Raw genomic sequence first — 23,110 nt, 5'->3', positions numbered from 1 at the left:
GGCCCGTGAACCAGCGCAAGCGCAAGAAATACTCCCGCCACCTGTTCGAAGCGATCTGGGGCGGCGACCGCGCCAGGGTCAGGGCGCTGCTGCGGGCCGGGGCCGACCCGGAACTCCCTGACAGCGAGGGCACGACGCCGCTGTACGAGGCCTGCGTGAGCGGCAGGACGGGTGTCGCCCGGCTGCTGTTGAAGGCGGGCGCCGCACCGGACACCGAGAGCGCCGGGCTCGGCTCGGAGGGCACACCGCTGTGCGCGGCCGCCTGTTGGGGGCGCACCGCGACGGTGCGCGAACTGCTGGCGTACGGCGCCGACCCGAACCTCCGCGAGGAGCACGGCACGGGCTTGTCACCGCTGGCGTGGGCGCGCGCGGGAGGCCACTCCGAGACGGCCGACGTCCTCCTCGCGGCGGGCGCGGTCCCGCCCGAGAGGGCCGCCTGAGAGCCCTGCCGCCTGCCTCAGCCGCCGAGCAGCGCGTCGCCCTCCGCGCTCCTGCGGTAGAGCACCACGTTCCGGTCGCGCTCGCGCAGGACGAGGCCCGAGCGGTGCAGCACGCCCAGGTGGTAGGAGACCGTGGCGGGCGCGAGCCGGTGCCGCGCGGCGAGTTCACCGGTGGTGCGGGGCGCGGCCAGGTCACCGAGCAGCGCGGCCCGGCTCCTGCCGAGGAGCCGGGCCACGGCCGGGCGCCGGGGCCGGTCGGCGGCCGCGCCGATGCCGGTGGCCGGGTAGCCGAGCACCGCGTTGCCCGGCTCGCCCAGCTGCGCGCTGACCTGCGGCCAGGACGCCGCCATGGGGGAGAGGACCACGTCGGCGCCGTGGAAGTGGACGGTCTCCTCGTAGTCCTTGCGGACGCTCAGGCGTCCGTCGGCCCAGGTGACGTCGGAGTGCAGCGACCTCAGCACGTGCCCGACGCCGTACGTGGCCAACTCCGCGGAGCGGGCGGCCACATCGGCGTCGAGCACCGCCTTCAGGCCGCCCCAGCCGTCGGCGACCGCGTCCTGCCAGAACGCGCGCAGACCGGCTGCCGCCCGCGCGGCGAACGTCCCCGACTCCACCGCGTCCAGGACGTCCCCGGGCACCGGGCCGTTCAGGAAGCGCATCTCGCACACCTGGTACGCCGCCTCCTCCGGCGCGGTGCCGGCGACGGCCTGAAGCTGTTCGGCGAACGTCCGGCCCGCGGGCCCCACCGCGGGTCGGGGCGTCAGGAGGTCCGGCATGTACGTGGGCCCGCCCGGCACGGAGAGGCACTGCGCGACCAGGCGGACGTCCGGGCGGCGCAGCGCCCAGCGGGCCGCGGCCCCCGGGTCGCCGAACACCGGGTGCCGCCGGCCGGTCACGGCGTACCGCAGCCACCAGACGGCCTCGTTCGCGGGGGACGGGGCGAACCGGATCCTGCCGACGGACTCCGGGTCCAGATGCGCGTGGATCACGCCACCGGATGCTAGGCGGCGCCGAGCGGCCCGCGCGAGGCGGAACCCGGCCGATTCGAACGTCGTCGAATTCCTCACTCCGCGCCGGGGGACGGCAGTTGACTGGAGCGAGGGCAGGGGCGGGGCGGGCGGCGGGGGGGGGGGGGGGGGGGGGGGGGGGGGGGGGCCCGCCCCCCCCCCCCCCCGCCGCGGGCGTCAGACGATGCCCTCGGCGATCTCCGCCTGCTCCTTGTCCGTGCCGTACGCGGCCGGGGTGTTGTAGGAGCGGCGGGCCACGAACCACCAGATCGTGGCGAGGACGAGGACCACGGCGAGCGCGATGGACGCGTAGTTCATGGTGTCGACGTTCACCGGCGACGACTGCGGCAGGCAGAACAGGACCGTCACGAAGGCGACCCAGCACACCGCGATCCAGCCCACGGGCTTGCTCCACCGGCCCAGACTCCACGGCCCCGGCTGGAACCGGTCGCCCGCCTTCAGGCGCAGCAGGATCGGGATGGCGTACGCGGGCGTGATGCCGATGACGTTGATGGCGGTGACGGCGCCGTAGGCGGTCTCGGAGTACAGGGACGGCAGCGCGATGACGCCCGCGAGGCCGACCGAGAGCCACACGGCGGGCACCGGCACCTGCGTCGTGGGGCTCACCTTGCGCCACAGCGCGGACCCCGGGAGGGCGTTGTCACGGCTGAAGGCGAAGACCATGCGGCTGGCCGCTGCCGTCTCGGCGTTGCCGCAGAACAGCTGCGCCACGATCACGACGAGCAGCAGCGCGGTGGCCCCCGATGTGCCGAGCCCGTCGATGAAGATCTGCGCGGGCGGCACGCCGGTCCCGCTCTCCTGGGTGCCCACGTAGTCCTGGATGGCGAAGGTGAGCCCGGCGAGCAGCACGAACCCGGCGACCCAGGACACCCAGATGGCGCGCACGATGCCGCGCGCGGCGGTCACGGACGCGTTGGACGTCTCCTCGGAGAGGTGCGCGGAGGCGTCGTAGCCGGAGAACGTGTACTGGGCGAGCAGCAGGCCGATCATGCACACGTAGACCGGGCTCGACCAGCCGGTGTCGTTGACGAACTCGCCGAACACGAACGACGGCGACTGGTGCGAGTCCGGGACGATCGCGAGGACGCCGACGATCACCGCGACACCGGCCAGATGCCACCACACGGAGATGGAGTTGAGGAGGCTGACGAGCCGGACGTTGAACAGGTTCAAAAGGGCGTGCAGCAACAGGATGCACAGGAAGATCACGAAGGTGGACCCGGCCGTCGGGTGGAAGTCGGTGTGCATGCTCAGCAGGGCGCCGCTGAACAGGGCCGCTCCGTAGTCGATGCCCGCGATCGCGCCGAGCAGGCCCAGGAGGTTGAGCCAGCCCGTGTACCAGCCCCAGCGCCTGCCGCCGAGCCGGTCCGCCATGTAGTAGAGGGCGCCCGACGTGGGATAGGCGCTGGTGACCTCGGCCAGGGCCAGGCCCACGAACAGGACCATCAGGCCGACTCCGGCCCAGCCCCACATCATCACCGCGGGCCCGCCGGTGCCGAGGCCGAAGCCGTACAGCGTCATGCAGCCGGACAGGATGGAGATGACGGAGAAGCTGATGGCGAAGTTGCCGAAGCCGCCCATGCGGCGGGCCAGGACGGGCTGGTAGCCGAGTTCCCTGAGCCGCTGCTCCTCATCGGGGAGCGGTGGTATCGCGGCGGAACTCGACACGGTGGTGCGGGACACGGAACAACCTCCGGGGAGAGCGGGGGTGCGGGGGCGTGAGGGGTGTGTCAAGGGACGGGACACAGGGTGCTGCCGGGTGGACGGGGGAAGAGGCGGGTCAGCCGCGCGGCCCCGGGCCGCGCGCGGCGTGGAAGCAGCGCGCCCGGGCCTGCACGAAGGCCTCGGCGGCGGCGTCCGCGTCACCGGGCGACGTGGTGCGGTACGTCCACGGCACGACGGCGTAGAAGGGGTCGAGGGCCTCGAACACCCGCACCGCGTCGTGGAAGTGGTGCGCGCCCCACAGCGCGTGCGCCAGGTAGTTGAGGTCGAGCAGCGAGGCCGCTTCGGGCTGCGCGTGGTCGAACCACAGCTGGAGCGCCCGCAGGGCGCCGCGGGTGGCGTCCTCCGCGATCCAGTGCAGGTCAAGGGCGCGCTCGCCGCCGCCCTCGCGGCGGTAGCGCTCCACCCGTACGTACAGCGGGAGCAGATGCAGGGGCGATCCCGCGGGTGCCGCCGCGGACGCCCAGTGCACGAAGTTGACCGCCTCCGTCAGCGGCGCGCCCGGCCTGCGGTGGTAGGCGAACTGGAGCATGCGGTGGTACGCCTCGCGGTTGCCGGGGTCGCGCTTGTCGGCCTCGGCGAGGATCTGCCAGGGGCCGGGGAACAGCATCGGCTCCGGCGCCGCGACCCGGTGCTCGTCCCAGCGCTGGCCCTCGTCGAGCTGCGCGAGGGCCAGCAGGCAGATCCACGGGACGGGGTCCTCGGGGGAGGTCTGCGAGGCGATGCGGCAGGCGCTGTTCGCCTCGCGCCACAGGTCGTTGGTGTGGCGGTGGCCCGCCCGGTGCGCGCGCAGGGCGCGCTCCACCGTGACGCGGGTGTGCAGGACCGTGGCGGCCACGCTGCGCGGCTCCTCGGCGAGCCAGGCGCGCACCACGTCGGAGCCGGCGACGGCCGCCGCCAGGACCTGGGTGCGCTGGGTCCACAGGCCCCAGTCGGGGGTCTCGGTCAGCAGGTTCCTCGTCGACACCCAGCGGCCTGCCTTGAGGTCCTGGAGCACGGCACGCAGCGGCGCGTCGTGACCGGCCGGGTGATACACCGGGCGGGCTAAGGGCATCGGCTGGGTCCTCTGGGCTCTGGGGAGAGAGGCTGTGGTCTGCGGGTTCTTTGAGAGCTGAACTGTTGTGCGAGGGGGCGTTGTTGTTCGGCGGTCAGTGTAGAGCGGAGACTTCCGATTACTGGACGGTCCTCGGATCTTTCTTGACCAACTTGTGTCAACACGGCGCGCCGGTGGGGGCTTTGGTTTCTCCCGTGGTGTCTCCCGCGGCCAACGGCGGTCCTTATGGCCTGCTTTGGGCGGTCCGCTTCCCTTGACGGTCCCCGGCCGCCTGTAGCAGGCTGCCGCCGTGATCACGACTTACTGCGGGGCGTCCGCACCCGGTCGGGGACGAGGCCGCGGATGACGGGCGGCGGCCCGGTCCTTGCCGTCGACCAGGGCACGTCCGGCACCAAGGCCCTCGTCATCTGCCCCGAGCGCGGAGTGATCGCCTCCGGCAGCGCGCCCGTGCGCCCCCGCCCCCTCCCCGGCGGCCTCGTCGAGGTCGGCCCCGGCGAACTGCTCGCCTCCGTGCTCGCCGCCGGGCGCGAAGCCCTTGACCGCGCGGGCGAGCCGGTCACCGCCGTGGGCCTCGCCAACCAGGGCGAGACCGTCCTCGCCTGGGACCCGGCCACCGGCGAGCCGCTCACCGAAGCCCTGGTGTGGCAGGACCGCCGCGCCGCGCCCCTGTGCGCCGAACTCGCCGCGCACGCCGCCGAGCTGAAGGACCTCACAGGGCTGCCGCTCGACCCCTACTTCGCCGCGCCCAAGATGGCCTGGATACGCCGCCACCTCACCCGCGACGGCGTGGTCACCACCAGCGACGCCTGGCTGGTCCACCGGCTCACCGGCGCCTTCGTCACGGACGCCGCGACGGCGGGCCGCACCCAGCTCCTCGACCTGGACTCCGTCACCTGGTCCGAGCGCGCCCTCGCCCTCTTCGGGCTCGACGGCGAAGAGCTGCCCCGCGTCGTCGACGCCGCAGGACACGTCGGCACCACCCGCGCCTTCGGCGGTGACCTCCCGCTGACCGGCCTCCTCGTCGACCAGCAGGCCGCGCTGCTCGCCCAGGACGTCACCGAGCCCGGCAGCGCCAAGTGCACCTACGGCACCGGCGCGTTCCTGCTCGCCCAGACCGGGGAGCGGCCACGGCGCGGCGGCTCCGGCCTGGTCGCCTGCGTCGCCTGGCGCCTCGCGGGCCGCACCAGCTACTGCCTCGACGGGCAGGTCCACACGGCCGCGTCCGCCGTGCGCTGGCTCACGGACCTCGGCGTGATCAAGGGCGCGCGGGACCTCGACCCGGTCGGCTCGGCCGTCCCTGACAGCGGCGGCGTCACCTTCGTCCCGGCCCTCGCCGGGCTCGCCGCGCCCTGGTGGCGCGGCGACCTGCGCGGCTCCCTGACCGGACTCGGCCTCGACACCACCCCAGGGCACCTGGTGCGCGCCCTGTGCGAGGGCGTCGCCGCGCAGGTCGCCGAGCTGGCCGACGCCGCGGCCGCCGACCTCGGCGAACCGCTGCGGAGCCTGCGCGTCGACGGCGGCCTGACCCGCTCCGCCCTGCTCATGCAGACGCAGGCCGACCTGCTCCAGCGGCCCGTGGAGGTCTCCGCGCTCCCCGACGTCACGGCCCTCGGCGCGGGCGCCGTCGCCCGCCTCGGCCTCGACCCCGGGCTCGGCGTCGCCGACGTCGTCCCCGCGTGGCGCCCGGCCGTCGTCTACGAGCCGCGGATCGGCCCGGACGAGGCCGCGACGCGCCGCGCGGCCTTCCGCGCCGAGGTGACGGCCCTCCTTGAGCGCACGCCCCCGTCATGACCACCGCGCGCCGAGGCCCCGCCCCCTGACCGACGGCCGGCCCGCGCACCCCGCCCGAGGAACCACCCGCACGAGAGCCGGACCCCATGAGCACCGAGCGACACGACCGCACGACCCCCGAGCGGCAGGGCCGCGTCACCCGCCGCGGCGCGCTCCCGGACGTGACGTACGACGTCACCGTCATCGGCGCGGGAGTCGTCGGCACGGCCGTCGCCCGCGAACTCGCCCGCCACCCGCTGCGGATCGCGGTCGCCGAGTCGTCCGACGACGTGGGCGAGGGCACCTCCAAGGCCAACACGGCGATCCTGCACACCGGCTTCGACGCCGTGCCCGGCTCCCTCGAATCCCGGCTCGTCCGCGAGGGGCAGCGGCGGCTCGCCGCCTACGCGGCCGAGACCGGCATCCCCGTGGAGCCGGTCGGCGCGCTCCTGGTCGCCTGGGACGAGGAACAGCTCGCCGCCCTCCCCGGCCTCCTCGACAAGGCCGGGCGCAACGGCTACCGCGAGGCCCGGCTCCTGGACGCCGCCGCCGTGCGGGCCCGCGAGCCGCACCTCGGCCCCGGCGCGCTCGGCGCCCTCGACGTGCCCGGCGAGAGCGTCATCTGCCCCTGGACGACACCGCTCGCCTACGCGACGCAGGCCGTGCGCTCCGGCGTGGACCTGCACCTCGGCTGCCGCGTGACGGCGGCCGCCCCCACCGGGGACGGGCACGTGCTCACCACCGGCCGCGGCCGGCTGCGCACCCGCTACCTCGTCAACGCCGCGGGCCTGTACGCCGACACCGTCGACCGCATGCTGGGCCACGACACCTTCACCGTCACGCCCCGGCGCGGCCAGCTCATCGTCTTCGACAAGCTCGCCCGCGACCTGGTCCGCCACATCCTGCTGCCCGTGCCCACGGCGCTCGGCAAGGGCGTCCTCGTCGCCCCGACGGTGTACGGCAACGTCCTGCTCGGCCCCACCGCGGAGGACCTGGACGACAAACGGGCCACCGGCTCCACCGCCGAGGGCCTCGCCGGCCTTCGCCGCCAGGGCGCCCGCGTCCTGCCGCCGCTCCTCGACGAGGAGGTCACCGCCGTCTACGCGGGCCTCCGCGCGGCCACCGGACACGACGACTACCGCGTGGACGCCTGGCCGGAGCAGCGCTACGTGACCGCCGGAGGCATCCGCTCCACCGGCCTCACGGCCTCCATGGCCATCGCGGCGCACGTCACGGAACTGCTCGCCGACGCGGGGCTGCGCCTGGGCGCGGCCCGGGATCTCGCGCCCGTACGGATGCCGAACCTGGGCGAGGCCTTCCCGCGCCCCTATGAGAGCGCCGAGCTGATCGCCGCCGACCCCGCGTACGGCACCCTCGTCTGCCACTGCGAACGCGTCACCCGCGGGGAGATCCGCGACGCCCTGCGCAGCACGGTCCCGCCGGTGACCGTCGACGGGCTGCGCCGCCGCACCCGGGCGCGCGGCGGGCGGTGCCAGGGATTCGCCTGCGGAGCCGCCGTACGCGCACTCCTCGAAGGCCACGACCGGGCGGCGCGGCGATGAGCGCCGCGCGGCGCGAGCGCGCCGTCGACGTCCTTGTGGTCGGCGCGGGTCCGGCCGGCCTCGCCACCGCGGCGGGGCTCGCGGCCACGGGCACGGTCCGCGTCGAGGTCCTGGAGCGGGAGGGGCAGGCGGGCGGCGTCCCGCGCCACTGCCACCACGGCGGCTTCGGCGACCGCACGCTCGCGGGCCTGGCGGTCCCCGGCCTGAGCGGGCCCCGTTACGCGCGGCGGTGCGTGGCGGCGGCCGTGCGCGCGGGCGCCGTCGTGCGCACCGGCGTCACGGCCACGGCCTGGGCGGGCCCCCGCACCCTCGACACCACATCGCCGCTCGGCCTCGAGCGGCTCACCGCGCGGGCCGTCGTGCTCGCCACCGGGGCCCGCGAACGGCCCCGCGCCGCGCGCCTGGTGCCGGGCAGCAGGCCCGCGGGCGTCTACACCACCGGCGAACTCCAGCAGGCCGTGCACCTCTTCGGGCAGCGCGTGGGCACCCGGGCCGTCGTGGTCGGCGGCGAGGCCGTGGCGTACGCGGCCCTGGACACGCTGCGGCGCGCGGGGGTCCGCGTGGCCGCCCACGTGGTGCCCTCGGCCGGGCCGGACGTCCCGGCCCCGCGCGTCGCCGTGGCCCGGCTGTGGCACGGCATTCCGCTCCTGACGGACACGGACGTGGTCGACATCGCCGGCCGGGGGCGCCTGACGGGCCTGCGCCTGCGCCACCGCACCGGACGGACCACCCAGGTCTCCTGCGACACCGTGGTGTTCACCGGCGACTTCGTCCCCGAACACGAGCTGGCGCGGCGCGGGGGAGTACCGCTCGCCCCGGGCACGCGCGGCCTCGACGTCGACGACGCCTTCCGCACGGGCCTCCCCGGGGTGTTCGCGGTCGGGAATGTGGCCCACGCCGTCGAGCCCGCGCGGGTGGTGACGGCGGCAGGGCGGCGCGCGGCGGAGTCGGTGCGGCGTTTTCTGGCGTCCGGAGAGTGGCCGCCGACGGCGTCCGTCCGATAGCGAAAAATTGACGCCAAAAATGAACCGTCAACCACTGGGGCCTCCGGGCGCACATCGGCGCGGCGGTGGGCGCACGGCAATGGGGTGGCGGAATCTCCTCTTTCCCAGGGAGGATCGGCCACTCTGCTCCCCGTAAGGGGCGCGCGTTCTCCCGGCGCCGCCGCCTATTCGGCGGCGCGGTTCGGCGGGCGCGGGGCTGTCTTGAATTGCGTGATCGTTTCACCGCCTCTGGGGAAGGGGTGAACAATGCAATCTCATCGCCCCAGGGCACGTGCTCGCGCTCCTCGGTGTTTCCCCGGACTTCTTCTCGCCCCGGGCCTGCTGCGACGGGAGGGAAGTCAAGATCTTCGGCGAGATTACGCAACTTCCCAATGTATCTCGCGCGAAACTGCTGAAGAACCCTCAATTTTACGCCATGGCGGCTCATCAGTGCCGGGCGTGTCCTCTCAGGAACCTGGCCTAGAGTAACGCGCGGTCAGGTGGGGAACGCTTCCCCCTCTTTACTCATGCAGTGCGCAGCGAAAAGTACAGGAGCAGGTCGGCCAGGATCCTTGACCGCCGTGCCGACGCCGTATCGATCTTCGCGAGGGGGAAACCGGGTGGTCATGGAAAACGGGTGGCACCAGGGGGAAAACGTGATGACTGTGAAAGCTGTGAAAGGTGTTGCGCAATTTCCGACGGTGCTGCCGAGTAATCTTTCCTTCAACATCCTTGGCCCTTTGGCGGTGTGGTCGGCCGAGGGGCCCCTTCCGCTGGGCCCCGCGCGGCAACGCGCGGTCCTCTCCGCCCTGTTGCTGGCACCCGGCCAGGTGATCGGCACCGAGCGGCTGACGGAGGCCATCTGGCCCGCGGACCCGCCCGGCAACGTGGTGGCGAGCCTGCACAGTTACGTGTCCCATCTGCGCCGCCAGTTGGAGCCGGACGGTCCGCCACGGGGCCGCAACCGCGTGCTGCGCAGGGAGTCCCAGGGCTATCTGCTCGCGGTGGAGTCGGAGCGGGTGGACGCCTGCCGCTTCGAGGACCAGCTGCGCGCCGGACGGCGGCTGCTGCGGGCGGGCCGCTACCCGGAGGCCTGCCGCGCCCTGGAGGCGTCCCTGGCCCTGTGGCGCGGCGCCCCCTACGCGGAGCTGGGCGACTACGAACCCGCCGTGCGCGAGGCGACCCGCCTGGAGGAGCTGCGGCTCATGACCTGGGAGGCCCTGTGGGAGGCCGAGTTGGCCTGGGGCAGGGACAACGGCAGCGTGGTGGCCGAGCTGGCCGCGCTCAGCGCGCGCTACCCCACCCGGGAGCGCCTGGGCTGGCTCCTGATGGTCGCGCTGTGCGAGGTGGGCCGGCAGGCGGAGGCGGTCCGCGTCTACCACCGGATACGCAGGGCCCTCGCACAGGAGCTGGGCGTGGACCCGGGGCGCGAGTTGCGTGCGCTCTTCGGCCGCATCCTCCGTGACGAGTTCGTCGGGCGCGTGTGCGTGCTGCACTGACGGCCGGCGGCCGGCCGGAGGAGGGGCCCGTCCCGCCGGGAGGGCGCTCCTCCCCGGCGCGGCGGGCACGGCCTCAGTGGATGCGCCGGTCCTCGTGGGCCCAGTAGGGCTCGCGAAGCCGGCTCTTCCGCACCTTGCCGTTGCTCGTGCGCGGCAGGCTCTCCCGGAAGTCCACGCTGGTGGGCGCCTTGTACCGGGCCAGGTGCCGCTTGCAGTACGCGATGATCCCGTCCGCGTCCGCGCCGGCCCCCGCCGCGGGCACCACGACGGCCTTGACGGTCTCGCCCCAGCGCTCGTCCGGCACGCCGATGACGGCCACCTCCGCGACGGCCGGATGGCTCAGGAGGCAGTCCTCGACCTCCACCGACGACACGCTCTCACCGCCGGTGACGATGACGTCCTTGAGCCGGTCGAAGAGCAGGAGATGCCCCTCGTCGTCGAAGGACCCCGCGTCGCCGGTGTGGAACCAGCCCTCCCGCAGCGCCGCCGCGTCGGCCCGCTCGTCCTGCCAGTAGCCGTCGAGGACCATGTTCGAGCGCGCCAGGACCTCGCCGCGCTCACCGGTGCGCATCCGCACGCCCAGGGCGGGCGCGCCCGCGCGGGTCAGGCCGCCGCTGCCTGACGCCCCCGGAAGCCGCCGGTTGAAGGTGAGCAGGGTCGTCTCGGTCAGGCCGTACACCTGGAGGAACTCCCAGCCGAGGCCCTCCTCCACCTGGGCGACGAGCCGCTCGTCGACGGGCGCGCCCGCGCAGACCACCCGCGTCCGCCCGCGCCCTGGCACCTCGCCCGGCCAGTCGCGGGCCGCCCGGATCACCGCGTCCCACACGGCGGGCGCGCCGAACGCGAGGGTCACGCCGTGCTCCTCAACCCGGCGCAGGATCTCCGTACCGTCGATCCGGCGCAGCAGCACCTGCTGCGCCCCGAGCCCGGCGAGTAGGAACGGCACGCCCCAGCCGTTGCAGTGGAACGTGGGCAGGGTGTGCAGATAGACGTCCCCCTCCCAGATCCGCCCGTGGACGCCGAACGTCATCGCGTTGAGCCATATGCTCCGGTGCGTCAGGGCGACGCCCTTGGGGCGCGCGGAGGTGCCCGAGGTGTAGTTGAGGGTCGCCACCGCGTTCTCGTCCGGCCGCGCCCAGGGGCGCGGCTCGGCGTCGAAGCGCATGACCTCCGTCTCGGTCTGCTCCCCGAGGACGAACCGCTTCGGCACGTCGACCGAGCCGAGGACCGCCTCCACGTCGGGGTCGACGAACACGACCGAGGCGTCGCACTGGCGCAGGATGTACGCGATCTCCTCGGGCGTGAGCCGGTAGTTCACCGGCACGCAGATCCGCCCGCTCGCCGTGACGGCGTACAACAGCTCAAGCAGGCGCGAGGAGTTGGGGCTGACGACGGCGACCCGCTCGCCCGCCCCGATCCCCAGCGCGTCCAGGCCCGCCTGCCAGGCCCGTACGCGCCGCAGCAGCGTGCCGTACGTCGTCGTCGGCACGGGGGCGGCCGGCTGCGCGGGCTCGTCGACGAGTGCCGTGCGGCCCGCGGCGGCGGCCTCGGCGCGGTCGAGGAAGTCGGCCATGGTGAGCGGAACCAGCATGATGCGTCCTCACAGTGGGGTGCCGGAGACAGCAAAGAAAGGGGTGCGGCGCCCGGGAAGCCGGGCGGCGCCGACGGGAGCCGACGGCGGTGGTGCTCACTCCGGGCGGTGTCCGCGCCGGGGCCACACGCCCGCGTCACCGCGCCTCGGCCTCATCCTGGCATCCCCGGTCCGCATCCAGAAAGCCTCGCCCCGCCGGGGCCAAGTCGCCTCCAAGAAACGGCCAAGAGCGGCCGGTGACGATGCAGCGGCGCCACGGGCCACGGGCGCCGAGGCGGGGAGGGACGATGCGGGACGAGGAAGAGGGTGCGGCGGGTGTGTCGGGTGTGCTGACCACCTGGGCCGCCCGAGGGTGGGTCGAGGAGAACGGCATCGGCAGCGCGACGCTGCGCCGCCTGGTGCGGGCCTGGCCGCGCCGGGCCGCGGTCACGACCAGGCCCGAGGCCCTGGAGGAGAGCGCCGATTACGATCCGGCCCTGCCGGACTACCCGCTGGAGATCGTGCCGTTCGCCGAGCACCCGCGGTTCCTCGCGGCGAGCCCGGACCAGCGGCGCCAGGTCCTCACCGGCCTGTGGATCGGCTACAACGAACGCGTCATCGCCACCGAGCACCTCATCGCCGAGCCCGCCTTCGACCTCGTCATGTGCGGCGTCTTCCCGGGCAGCGACGACCCCCTGGTCCGTCAGGGCATACAGCAGTCCCTCGTGGACGAGAGCTTCCACACCTACATGCACATGCTCGCCATCGACCGCACCCGGGAACTGCGCGGCGTGCGCAGCCGGCCCGAGCAGCCCCCGCTCGTCACCTACCGGCGGCTGTGCCAGGTCCTCGCGACGATGTCCGAGGAGTGGGAGCGCCAGGTCGCCGTGCTGGTGTGGGGCGCGGTGGCCGAGACCTGCATCAACGCCCTGCTCGCCCTGCTCGCCCGGGACGACTCGATCCAGCCCGCGCACTCCCTGATCACCACCCTGCACCTGCGGGACGAGACGGCGCACGGCTCGCTCGTCACCGAGGTCGTCAAGAATCTGTACGCGCGCATGAACGCCGCGCAGCGCCGCACCCTGGTGCGCTGCCTGCCGCTCGCCCTGGAGGCGTTCGCCGAGCAGGACCTCTCCACGCTGCGGCTCGAACTGGCCACCGCGGGCGTCCCCGGCGCCGACGAGATCGTCGGCGACCTGCGGGCGATGTCCTCCGGGCGGCGGCTCGTCCGCGACTTCTCCGGCGCGCAGCGGATGGTCGAGCAGCTCGGCCTGGCCGGCGAGGTCGACTTCGCCTTCCCCGAGCGGCCCGCGTGGTCGCCCGGCGCGGCCACGCCCCGCTGAGGCCGCGCCCCGGCACCGGGACGCGGACGGGTCCCGCACCCGGCCGCTCCCGCTCCCGCGCCCCGAAGACACCGCAGGACCCGCACGGCCCGTCAACGGCCGTTCGCACGGCCGACCTCCGACCGCCGCAGAAAGGTGACCTGATGATCGTTGCCCGCCTCCGCCCCCATGTGCCGATCGACGAACAGAGTCGGCTGACCTCCGCGTGGCGGCACGACGGACACCGGTCGTTCCACTGCCGGGCCGGCCGCCACGCCCTCGTCACCTTCCCCGACCTCGCCCCCGCCTCGCCCGACGGCGAGGAGTTCGTGGCCCTGCTGCGCGCCACCGCCGCCGTCGAGGCCGTCGTCGACAGCGCGCAGGCACCGCCCCTGAGCAGCTACGCCGCCACCGGCGAGCCCAGCGCCGTCCGCGTGGCCGACGACTGGAGCGTGGGCGGCGGCTCCTTCACCTGGATAGCCGGGCCGTGCGCCGTGGAGAGCGCGGACCAGCTGATGGCCGTGGCACGGGGCGTACGGGCCCGGGGCGCGCACCTGCTGCGGGGCGGCGCCTTCAAGCCCCGTACGTCCCCCTACGCGTTCCAGGGGCTCGGCACCGACGGGCTCGCGCTGCTGCGCGAGGCGGCCGCGGCGACCGGGCTCGGCGTCGTCACCGAGGTCGTCGACGTCGCCCACGTGGAGGCCGTGGCGGAGGTCGCCGAGGTGCTCCAGATCGGTACGCGCAACGCCCAGAACTACCCGCTGCTGCGCGAGGCTGCGCTGACCGGCCGCCCCGTCCTGCTCAAGCGGGGCTTCGGCTGCACCGTCCAGGAGTGGCTGCACAGCGCCGAGTACCTGCTCGCGGCGGGCAACGGCCAAGTGCTGCTGTGCGAGCGCGGCGTGCGCACCTTCGAGGACGCGAGCCGCTTCACCCTGGACATCACCGCCGTGCCGCTGGTGAAGCGGCTCAGCCATCTGCCGGTGATCGTCGACCCCAGCCACGCCTGCGGGCACGGTGACCTGGTGGCCCCGCTGGCCGCGGCCGCCGCCGTCGCCGGCGCGGACGGCGTCATGGTCGACGTCAACGAGGCGGGCCACACCGCCCTGTGCGACGGCAAACAGGCGATCACACCGGAGGAGTTCGGCGCCCTGGTGGCGCGGACCGGCCGGATCCTGCACAGCGCGGACCCGATGGAGCCGGTCGCCGACCACGCGATGGTGAGCCGATGACCAAGGAAGCGACGATGGAGCCCAACGAGGGACACGACCGCGACTACGACCACGACCGCGCCCGCGACCACGACCGGGCACTGCGCCGGCGGCTCGCGGACGCCGGGGACGTCGAGCGGCACCGGCTGCTGCTCGACCTGATCCGCACGCACGCGGCGGCCGCCCTCGACCGGAGCGATGCGGCGCCGCTCGACGCCGCCCGGGCCTTCGGCGCGCAGGGCGTGCGCGGACGGGCCGCCGCGCGGCTGCGCGAGCGCCTCGGCGAGGCGACGGGCATCACCCTGTCCGCGACCGCCCTCTTCGACTACCCGACGCCGGAGGGGCTCGCCGCCCACCTGTGCTCCCTGGTGCTCGGCGAGCCCGCCGCCGACGCCACCGCTCCGGGCGACGGGGCCGTGGACGAGCCCGTCGCGATCGTCGGCATGGGCTGCCGGCTTCCCGGCGACGTGCGCTCGCCGGACGACCTGTGGCGCCTGGTGCGCTCGGAGACCGACGCGATCTCCGAGTTCCCCCGCGACCGCGGCTGGACCGTCGCCCACGACCCGGACCCCGACCACATCGGCACCAGCGTCACCCGGCACGCCGGATTCCTGTACGACGCCGCCGACTTCGACGCCGACTTCTTCGGGATCAGCCCCGGCGAGGCCGTGACGATCGACCCCCAGCACCGCCTCCTCATGGAGACCGCGTGGGAGGCCGTGGAGCGGGCCAGGATCGACCCGACCTCGCTGCGCGGCAGCAGCACCGGCGTGTTCGTCGGCATCATGTACAGCGAGTACGGCGCCCGGATCCGGCAGGTGCCGCCGAGCGCCGAGGGCTACCGCGTCGTGGGCAGCATGCCGAGCGTGGCCTCGGGCCGCCTCGCCTACGCCCTCGGCCTCGAAGGGCCCGCCCTCACCGTCGACACCGCCTGCTCGTCCTCCCTGGTCTCCCTGCACCTGGCCGCCCAGTCGCTGCGCAAGGGCGAGTGCCGCCTCGCCCTCGCGGGCGGCGTCACCGTGATGGCGACGCCCTGGGGCTACGTCGAGTTCAGCAGGCAGCGCGGGCTCGCGCCCGACGGCCGGTGCCGCTCGTTCTCCGCGGACGCGGCGGGCAGCAGCTGGTCGGAGGGCGTGGGCGTCCTCCTCCTGGAGCGCCTGTCCGACGCGGTCAGGAACGGGCACCGCGTCCTCGCGGTGATCCGCGGCTCCGCCGTCAACCAGGACGGGGCATCCAACGGTCTGACGGCGCCGAACGGCCCCGCCCAGCAGCGCGTGATCCGCCAGGCGCTCGCCCACGCCGGCCTCACCACCGCCGACGTGGACTGCGTGGACGCCCACGGCGCCGGAACCCAGCTCGGCGACCCGATCGAGGCCCAGGCGCTGCTCGCCACCTACGGCCAGGGGCGGCCCGCCGAACAGCCCTTGTGGCTCGGCTCGCTGAAGTCCAACATCGGCCACACCCAGGCCGCCGCCGGGGTCTCGGGCCTCATCAAGATGGTGATGGCGATCCGGCACGGGGTGCTGCCGCGCAGCCTGCACATCAGCGAGCCGACCCCGCACGTCGACTGGGGCTCGGGCGCGGTGCGGCTGCTCGCCGGGGCCGAGCCCTGGCCCGACACCGGGCGGCCGCGCCGCGCGGGCGTCTCCTCGTTCGGCGTGGGCGGGACGAACGCCCATGTCATCGTGGAGCAGGCGGCCCCGGCCCCCGACGACGCGGCCCCGGCCCCCGCCCCGCCGGCCACCGACGACGAGGACGCGCCCGGCCGCCCCCTGCCCTGGCTCGTGTCGGGCAACGGCAGGCCCGGCCTGACGGCCCAGGCCCGGCGGATCGCGGAGTTCCTCGACGCGGACCCCGGGGCGCCCGACGCGGACCTCGCGTACTCCCTCGCCACCACGCGGGCCGCGCTCGCGGACCGCGCCGTGGTGGTGGCCGCCGACCGCGCCGGGGCCGCCGCACGCCTCACCGCCCTCGCCGCGGGCGGACCCGGGGGACAGGGCGATCACAGCGCCCTCGGCACCGCCACCGCACGCGACCGCGTCACCTTCGTGTTCCCCGGCCAGGGATCCCAGTGGCCGGGCATGGCGGCCGAACTGATGAGCACGTCGCCGGTGTTCAAGGAGTCCATCGAGGCGTGCGCCGCGAGCCTCGCCCCGCACGTCGACTGGTCCCTGACGAAGGTGCTGCGCGGCGAGTCGGGCGCGCCCACCCTGGAGCGCGTCGACGTCGTCCAGCCCGCGCTCTTCGCGGTGATGGTCTCCCTGGCGGCGCTGTGGCGGGCCTACGGCGTGGAGCCCGCCGCCGTCGTCGGGCACTCCCAGGGCGAGATCGCCGCCGCCCACGTCGCGGGCGCGCTCTCCCTGGACGACGCCGCCCGCGTCGTCGCCGTGCGCAGCCGCGCCCTGCGGGTCCTGTCGGGGCGCGGCGGCATGGTCTCCGTCGTGGCCCCCGCCGACCAGGTACGCGGCGGCCTCGCCCGGTGGGGCGGCGCCGTGTCCGTCGCGGCGGTCAACGGGCCCCGCTCCGTGGTGATCTCCGGCGACCCCACCGCCCTCGACGAGGCCATGGCGGCCTTCGAGGGGGACGGCGTGCGCGTGCGCCGCATCCCCGTGGACTACGCCTCGCACTCGGCCCAGGTCGAGGAGATCCGGGACACGCTCGTCGAGGCCCTTTCCGGCATCCGGCCGCGCCCGGCCACCGTGCCCTTCCACTCGACGGTGACCGGCGAGCCGATCGACACCACGGTCCTGGACGCCGCGTACTGGGTGAACAACCTGCGCGACACCGTCCAGTTCCACCGCACCGTCAGCCGGCTCCTCAACGCGGGACACACCACGTACGTCGAGATGAGCCCGCACCCCGTGCTCACCATCGGCATCCAGGAGACCGCCGACGAGGCCGGCGCCCACGAGGCCCTGACCGTCGAGTCGCTGCGGCGCAACGAAGGCGGCCTCGCCCGGTTCCTGACCGCGGTCGCCGAGGCGCACGCGCACGGGGTCGCCGTCGACTGGACGGAGGCCTTCCGGCACACCGCGCCGCGCCTGACCGACGTACCGACGTACGCCTTCCAGCGGCGCCGCTACTGGCTGGAGGACGCGGCCCCGCCCGCCGCGGACGTGGCGGCGGCCGGGCTCGACGGCGTCGACCACCCGCTGCTCGGCGCCGCAGTGCCGCTCGCGGACGGCAGCGGCGGCACGCTCTTCACCGGGAGCGTGTCCGCGCGCACGCACCCGTGGCTCGCCGACCACGCCGTCGCGGACGTCGTCGTCGTACCGGGCACGGCGCTCGTGGAGGCCGCCCTGCACGCCGGCGCGCAGACGGGCTGCGACGCCCTGGAGGAACTGGTCCTCGAAGCCCCGCTGATCCTGCCCGAACAGGGCACCGTACGCGTCCAGTTGAGCCTCTCCGGGCCCGACGGGGCCGGGCGGCGCGCCGTCACCCTGCACTCCCGGGCCCACGACGCCGCCGCCGACGAACCCTGGACGCGGCACGCCGGCGGCACCCTGACGCGCGCCGCCCGCCCGGCCGCCGCGCCGCCCGCCCCCTGGCCGCCCGCGGGGGCCGAAGAGGCCGAACTCGGCGACTGCTACCGCGAGCTGGCCAAGACGGGGCTCCACTACGGCCCCGCCCTCCAGGGCCTGCGCCGCTGCTGGCGCCTCGACGACGAGCTGTACGTGGAGGCCGAACTCCCCGAGGCCGCCGGCGGCACCGACCGCTACGGCCTGCACCCCGCCCTGTTCGACGCCGCGCTGCACGCGGCGGCCCTGCCCGGCGGGCCCCTCGGCAGCGCCGCGACGCGGCTGCCGTTCTCCTGGACCGGTGTCACCCTGCACGCCACCGGCGCCACCCGGCTGCGGGCCCGCGTCCGGCGCACCGGCCCGGACACGCTGACCCTGACCGCCACCGACCCCGCCGGGCGCCCGGTCGTGAGCGTCGACGCCCTCGGGATGCGCCCGGTGACCGCCGAGGCCCTGCGCCGGGCCGCGGCCCTCTCCGACGCCACGCTGCTGCGCCTGGAGTGGCGGCCGGGGCCGCTGCCCGCGCCGCGCGATCCCGTCGCCACGCGCTGGGCCTGGATCGGGCCCTGCGACGCCGCCGTGGACGAGGCCCTCGCCGCGCGGGGCATCGCCCGCACCACCCACCCCGACGTCGCGGCCCTGCGCGCCGAGCCCGCCGCGGACGGCACCCCGCCCGACGTCCCCGACGTCATCGTTCTCGCGGAGCCCGCGACACCCCCGGGCACCGACCTGGCCACGGCCGCGCACCGGGCCGTCCACCGCGTCCTGGCCGCCGTGCGGGACTGGGCGGCCGACGACGCGCTCGCCCGCACGCGCCTGGTCGTGCTCACCCGGCACGCGGTCGCGGCCACCTCCGACGCGCCGCCCGACCCCGCCCTGGCCGCCGTCTGGGGCCTGGTACGGTCGGCGCAGTCGGAACACCCGGGCCGCGTCGCCCTGGTGGACCTCGACGGCACGGCCGCCTCCCTGGCCGCGCTGCCCGCCGCCGTGGACAGCGCCGAGCCCCAGCTCGCCGTGCGCGACGGCGCCCTGCTCACCCCGCGCCTCGCCCGCGTGCCCGCCCCTGCGCGCCCCGGCGAAGGACCGGCCTGGCGCGCCGACGGCACCGTCCTGGTCACGGGCGGCCTCGGGACGCTCGGCCGGCTCCTGCTCCGGCACCTGGTGGTCACGCACGGCGTGCGCCGCCTGACGGTGGTGGCGCGCTCCGGCGCGGCGGGCGCGGACGAGTTCCTGCGGGAGATGCGCGCCGCGGGCGCCGAGTTCCATGTGGTGACCGGCGACGCGGGGGACCGCGACGTCCTCGCGGGCGCCCTCGCCTCGATCCCCGACGACGCCCCGCTGAGGGCCGTCGTGCACCTGGCGGGCGTCCTGGACGACGGCGTCCTCGCCGCGCAGACGCCGGAGCGCGTCGACCGCGTGCTGCGGCCCAAGGCGGACGCGGCCTGGCACCTGCACGAGCTGACGGCCGGGTCCGGCGTGCCGCTGGTGGCGTTCTCGTCCGTGTCCAGCGCCCTCGGCCCGGCCGGGCAGGCCGGATACGCGGCGGCGAACGCCTTCGTGGACGCCCTGATCGCCCGGCGCCACGCCACGGGCGCGCCGGGACTCGCCCTCGGCTGGGGCCTGTGGGCCGCGCGCTCCGGCCTCACCGGCGACCTCACGGACACCGACGTACGCCGCATCGCCCGCTCCGGCGTCAAGCCGCTCTCCGGCGACCAGGGCCTGGCCCTGTTCGACCTGGCCCGCGCCACCGGCGAACCTGTCGTGTTCCCGCTGCGCCTGGACCCGGACGCGCTGGGCGGCGACACCGCCGACGAGGTGTCACCCCTGCTGCGCGGGCTCGCCCGCACCCCGGTGCGGCGCGCCACCGCCGACGCCGGGGACGCGCCCGGCGAGGACTCCCCGGCCGACCGGCTCGCCGGCCTCACCCCGCCCGAACAGGACGCGTTCCTGCTCGACCTCGTCCGCGGGCACGTCGCGGCCGTCCTCGGCTACGACGACCCGAGGACCGTCGGCGAGCGCCGCCCCTTCACCGACATCGGCTTCGACTCGCTGCGCGCGCTCCAGCTGCGCAACCGGCTCGGCGGCGCCACCGGCCTGCGCCTGCCCGCCACGCTCGTCTTCGACTACCCCACGCCGCTGGCGCTCGGGCAGCACCTGCGCACGCTGCTCGTACCGGACGCGGGGGACGAGCAGGCGCCCCCGCCGCGGCCCGCCCCCGGCAGCGGGCGCCCTGCCGCCGACGAGGCGGCCCTGGCCCAGCTCGGCTCGGCCACCAGGGAAGAGGTCTTCGACCTCATCGACGACATGCTCGCCGAGTAGGCCCCGGCGCCCCGCCCGCCACGATCCGGTCCCGCTGGAACCGGGGAAGGAAGCCCGATGCGCGCGCTGTTGATCGACAACTACGACTCCTACACCTACAACCTGTTCCAGCTCCTCGCCCAGGTGTACGGCAAGGAACCGACGGTCCTGGTCAACGACGACCCGGCGTGGGCGAGGCTCGACCCGGCGGCGTTCGACTGCGTCGTGATCTCACCGGGGCCCGGCCGCCCCCAGCGCCCCACCGACCTCGGCTGCTGCCAGGAGATCCTGGACCGCTGGGCGGACGTGCCGGTGCTCGGGGTGTGCCTGGGGCACCAGGCGATCGCCCACCACTACGGCGGCCGCGTCGAGCCCGGCACGCCCCGGCACGGCCATCTGACCCGGGTCCGGCACGGCGGCGAGGACCTGTTCGACGGCCTGCCCCAGCAGTTCACCGCGGTGCGCTACCACTCGCTGCGGGTCGTCGAGCCGCTGCCCGACGCGCTGCGGGCCACGGCCTGGGCGGAGGACGGCACCGTGATGGCGCTGCGCCACCGCGCCCTGCCGCGCTGGGGCCTCCAGTTCCACCCGGAGTCCGTCGCGAGCGAGTGGGGCGCCCAGCTCCTGCGCAACTTCGCGGAACTCATAGGCGGCCACTACGCCGCGGCCCCTCTGGAGCGCGCCCGCTGGTCCCCGCCCCTGGGCGGCGCCCCCAGCACCCAGCTGGAAGCCGTGGTCGAGGTCGTGGACCGGGCCGTCGACACCGAGGCGCTGTTCACCTCCCGGTACGCGGACAGCGCGTACGCCTTCTGGCTCGACAGCAGCGCGCCCGGCGTCGGTGCCGCCCGGTTCTCCTTCCTCGGCGACGACACGGGCCCGCTCGCCGAGACCCTCACCTACCGCACCGGCGACACCTCCGTGACGGTCCGCGACGCCACCGGCGAACGCGCCGAGCCCGGCACCATATTCGAGGTGCTCCAAGGCCGGCTGCGCACCCGCGGCCTCACCGCGCCGGACCTGCCCTTCGACCTCAACGGCGGCTACGTCGGCTACTTCGGCTACGAACTCAAGGGCGAGTGCGGCAGCCCGAACGTCCACAGCGCCGAGACCCCCGACGCCGCGTGGCTGTTCGCCGACCGCCTCGTCGCCGTGGACCACCTGGAGGACAGGACCTACGTCCTGGCCCTGAGCACCCCCGAGGCCGCCGCCCTCGACGCCGCCCGCGCCTGGGCGGCGCACACGGCGGGGGAGGTGCGGGCGCTGCCCGGCGCCGCGCCCGCCCCCGCCCCGGCCCCGGTGTCCGTGGTGCCGTCGGACCGGGCCGTCCTCAGCCGCGACCGCGCCGCGTACGTCGACGACATCGAGGACTGCCTCGACCAGCTGCGCGGCGGCGAGAGCTACGAGATCTGCCTGACCAACCGGGTCCGCCTGCCGCCCCTGAAGGACCCGCTCGCCTACCACGTGAAGCTCCGCGGCCTCAACCCCGCGCCCTACGCCGCCTATCTGCGCCTCGGCGACGTCAGCGTCGTCTGCTCCTCGCCCGAGCGGTTCCTGCGCGTCGAGCGCGACGGCACGGTGGAGAGCAAGCCCATCAAGGGCACGGCCCCCCGGGGCGCGGACCCGGCGAGCGACGAGGCGCTGCGCCGCTCCCTCGCCGCGTCGGCGAAGACCAGGGCCGAGAACCTCATGATCGTCGACCTGCTCCGCAACGACCTCGGCCGGGTCTGCGAGGTGGGCTCCGTCGGCGTCCCCGCGTACATGGTCACCGAGTCGTACGCGACGGTGCACCAGCTCGTCACGACCGTCCGCGGCCGCCTGCGGCGCGACGTGGACCCCGTCGCCTGCGTCCGGGCATGCTTCCCCGGCGGTTCGATGACCGGGGCCCCGAAGCTGCGGACCATGGCCATCATCGACCGCCTCGAACAGGAGGCCCGCGGCATCTACTCCGGCACCATCGGCTACTTCGGGCTCTGCGGCGGCGCCGACCTCAACATCGTGATCCGCACGGCGGTGACCTCGCACACCGGCACGGTCATCGGCGCGGGCGGCGCGATCGTCCTCGACTCGGACCCGCACGACGAGTTCGACGAGGTGCTCCTCAAGGGCCACGCCCTGGTGCGCGCGCACGCCCAGCTCGACGCGGCGGGCGACCCCGAGCGGAGCACCCCGTGACGGCCCCGCGCACCCCCGCCCCGGCCGCCGCGCACCGCGCCCCCGCGACCGTCACCCGCCTCGACGGGAGCCCGGCGACCCCCGGCGACCTGGCGGGCCTCGCCCTCTACAACTACGGCCACTTCACCACCCTGCGCGTCGAACGGGGCGGCGTCCGCGGGCTCGGCCTGCACCTGCGCCGCCTCGCCGACGACTGCCACACGCTCTTCGGCACGGACCCGGACACGGTCACCGGCCTCACCGACGGCGTCCGTGCCGCGCTGCGCCGCGTCGCCCGCGCCCACGAGGCACCCGTGACGGTCCGCGTGACCGTGTGCGCGCCGGACACGACCCTCGAAGGCCCCGGCACGGCCACCCCGACCGCGCTGCTCAGCACCCGGCCCGCGACCACCGCCCAGGCACCGCCGCTGCGGCTCGCGACCGCAACGTACGTACGGGACCTGCCGGAGGTGAAGCACACCGGACTGTTCGGCACGCTGCGCCTTCGCGCGGACGTCCGGCGGCGCGGCTTCGACGACGCCCTGCTGCTCGACCACGAAGGCCACGTCCTGGAGGGCACCACCTGGAACATCTGCTTCTGGGACGGGGCCCGGCTGCTGTGGCCCCGGGGGCGGTGCCTGCCCGGCGTGACCGCGCGCCTGCTGCGGGACGCGGCAGCGGCGGCCGGCGTGCCCGTCGTGGACGAGCCCGTCGCCCTGGCCGGACTCGGCTCGCTGCGCGCCGCGTTCGCGACCAACGCGGCCTTCGGGGTGCGGCCCGTCGCCTCCGTCGACGAGGTGACCTTCGCCACGGGCGCCCTGGAGGGCCCGGCCGCCCCGGACACCTCCGATCACGTGGTCGCCGACCTGACCGCCACGCTCACCGCCCTGTACGCCGACGTGCCCGCCGAACCCCTGTGACGCGCGCTTCTTCCAAGATCCAAGGTCGCTTCAAGAAGGCACCAAGAGCCCCTGAACACAATGCG

Annotated in this window: 13 protein-coding genes and 1 pseudogene; 10 read left to right on the top strand and 4 right to left on the bottom strand. The window is 75.3% G+C overall.

Annotation, left to right across the window (positions count from 1 at the left end; all coding sequences use genetic code 11):
• Positions 1 to 5 precede the first annotated feature (5 nt).
• Positions 6 to 440, top strand: a complete 435-nt coding sequence (locus AC07GB_RS15465) for an ankyrin repeat domain-containing protein (protein WP_478845499.1) — start codon at positions 6 to 8, stop codon at positions 438 to 440.
• Positions 441 to 457: 17 nt separating this feature from the next.
• On the opposite strand, the gene AC07GB_RS15460 is transcribed toward AC07GB_RS15465, so the two are convergent.
• The 3 genes from AC07GB_RS15460 to AC07GB_RS15450 form a co-directional block, all read right to left on the bottom strand.
• Entirely contained in the window at positions 458 to 1,429 is a 972-nt protein-coding gene (locus AC07GB_RS15460) for an ArsR/SmtB family transcription factor (RefSeq protein ID WP_478845497.1), read from the bottom strand.
• A 195-nt stretch (positions 1,430 to 1,624) separates the two neighbouring features.
• On the bottom strand, positions 1,625 to 3,151 hold the full coding sequence (locus tag AC07GB_RS15455; RefSeq protein WP_478845495.1) for an amino acid permease: 1,527 nt from the start codon (positions 3,149 to 3,151) through the stop codon (positions 1,625 to 1,627).
• A 97-nt stretch (positions 3,152 to 3,248) separates the two neighbouring features.
• Entirely contained in the window at positions 3,249 to 4,244 is a 996-nt protein-coding gene (locus AC07GB_RS15450) for a hypothetical protein (RefSeq protein WP_478845493.1), read from the bottom strand.
• A gap of 342 nt (positions 4,245 to 4,586) precedes the next feature.
• Between AC07GB_RS15450 and AC07GB_RS15445 the strand changes: the two genes are divergently transcribed.
• From AC07GB_RS15445 to AC07GB_RS15430, 4 genes and pseudogenes are all read left to right on the top strand, one after another.
• Positions 4,587 to 6,035 carry an FGGY family carbohydrate kinase gene (locus AC07GB_RS15445; RefSeq protein ID WP_478845491.1) on the top strand — a complete coding sequence of 483 codons (1,449 nt, stop codon included), beginning with the start codon at positions 4,587 to 4,589 and terminating at the stop codon, positions 6,033 to 6,035.
• An 86-nt stretch (positions 6,036 to 6,121) separates the two neighbouring features.
• Complete coding sequence (locus AC07GB_RS15440) at positions 6,122 to 7,576, top strand: FAD-dependent oxidoreductase (RefSeq protein WP_478845489.1); 1,455 nt, start codon at positions 6,122 to 6,124, stop codon at positions 7,574 to 7,576.
• A pseudogene (locus AC07GB_RS15435) lies at positions 7,573 to 8,559 on the top strand (NAD(P)/FAD-dependent oxidoreductase); the annotation flags it as partial. The gene AC07GB_RS15440 and the pseudogene AC07GB_RS15435, both read left to right, overlap by 4 nt.
• Positions 8,560 to 9,305: 746 nt before the next feature.
• Positions 9,306 to 10,058: an AfsR/SARP family transcriptional regulator gene (locus AC07GB_RS15430; protein ID WP_478845672.1), complete on the top strand. Its 753-nt coding sequence runs from the start codon at positions 9,306 to 9,308 to the stop codon at positions 10,056 to 10,058.
• A gap of 73 nt (positions 10,059 to 10,131) precedes the next feature.
• Here the strand turns inward: AC07GB_RS15430 and AC07GB_RS15425 are convergent, their stop codons facing one another.
• Positions 10,132 to 11,649, bottom strand: coding sequence for an AMP-binding protein (locus tag AC07GB_RS15425; RefSeq protein ID WP_478845487.1), 1,518 nt, complete (start codon positions 11,647 to 11,649; stop codon positions 10,132 to 10,134).
• A gap of 287 nt (positions 11,650 to 11,936) precedes the next feature.
• Between AC07GB_RS15425 and AC07GB_RS15420 the strand changes: the two genes are divergently transcribed.
• The 5 genes from AC07GB_RS15420 (at position 11,937) to AC07GB_RS15400 (ending at position 23,045) form a co-directional block, all read left to right on the top strand.
• The gene (locus AC07GB_RS15420; RefSeq protein ID WP_478845485.1) at positions 11,937 to 12,971 is read left to right on the top strand and encodes a 4-aminobenzoate N-oxygenase; all 1,035 of its coding nucleotides are present in this window, start codon (positions 11,937 to 11,939) and stop codon (positions 12,969 to 12,971) included.
• Positions 12,972 to 13,114: 143 nt separating this feature from the next.
• Positions 13,115 to 14,179 carry a 3-deoxy-7-phosphoheptulonate synthase gene (aroF, locus tag AC07GB_RS15415; protein ID WP_478845483.1) on the top strand — a complete coding sequence of 355 codons (1,065 nt, stop codon included), beginning with the start codon at positions 13,115 to 13,117 and terminating at the stop codon, positions 14,177 to 14,179.
• A complete protein-coding gene (locus AC07GB_RS15410) occupies positions 14,176 to 19,995 on the top strand; it encodes a type I polyketide synthase (RefSeq protein WP_478845481.1) in 5,820 nt (1,939 codons plus the stop codon). Before aroF ends, AC07GB_RS15410 begins: the two co-directional genes overlap by 4 nt.
• Before the next feature lie 57 nt (positions 19,996 to 20,052).
• Entirely contained in the window at positions 20,053 to 22,146 is a 2,094-nt protein-coding gene (pabB, locus tag AC07GB_RS15405; RefSeq protein ID WP_478845479.1) for an aminodeoxychorismate synthase component I, read from the top strand.
• On the top strand, positions 22,143 to 23,045 hold the full coding sequence (locus tag AC07GB_RS15400; RefSeq protein WP_478845477.1) for an aminotransferase class IV: 903 nt from the start codon (positions 22,143 to 22,145) through the stop codon (positions 23,043 to 23,045). The genes pabB and AC07GB_RS15400 overlap by 4 nt, the downstream gene beginning before the upstream one ends.
• The last annotated feature ends 65 nt before the right edge of the window (positions 23,046 to 23,110 follow it).

The sequence above is a fragment of the Streptomyces sp. NPDC045778 genome (genome assembly GCF_056431945.1).
This window is presented reverse-complemented; position numbering and strand designations above follow the sequence as displayed.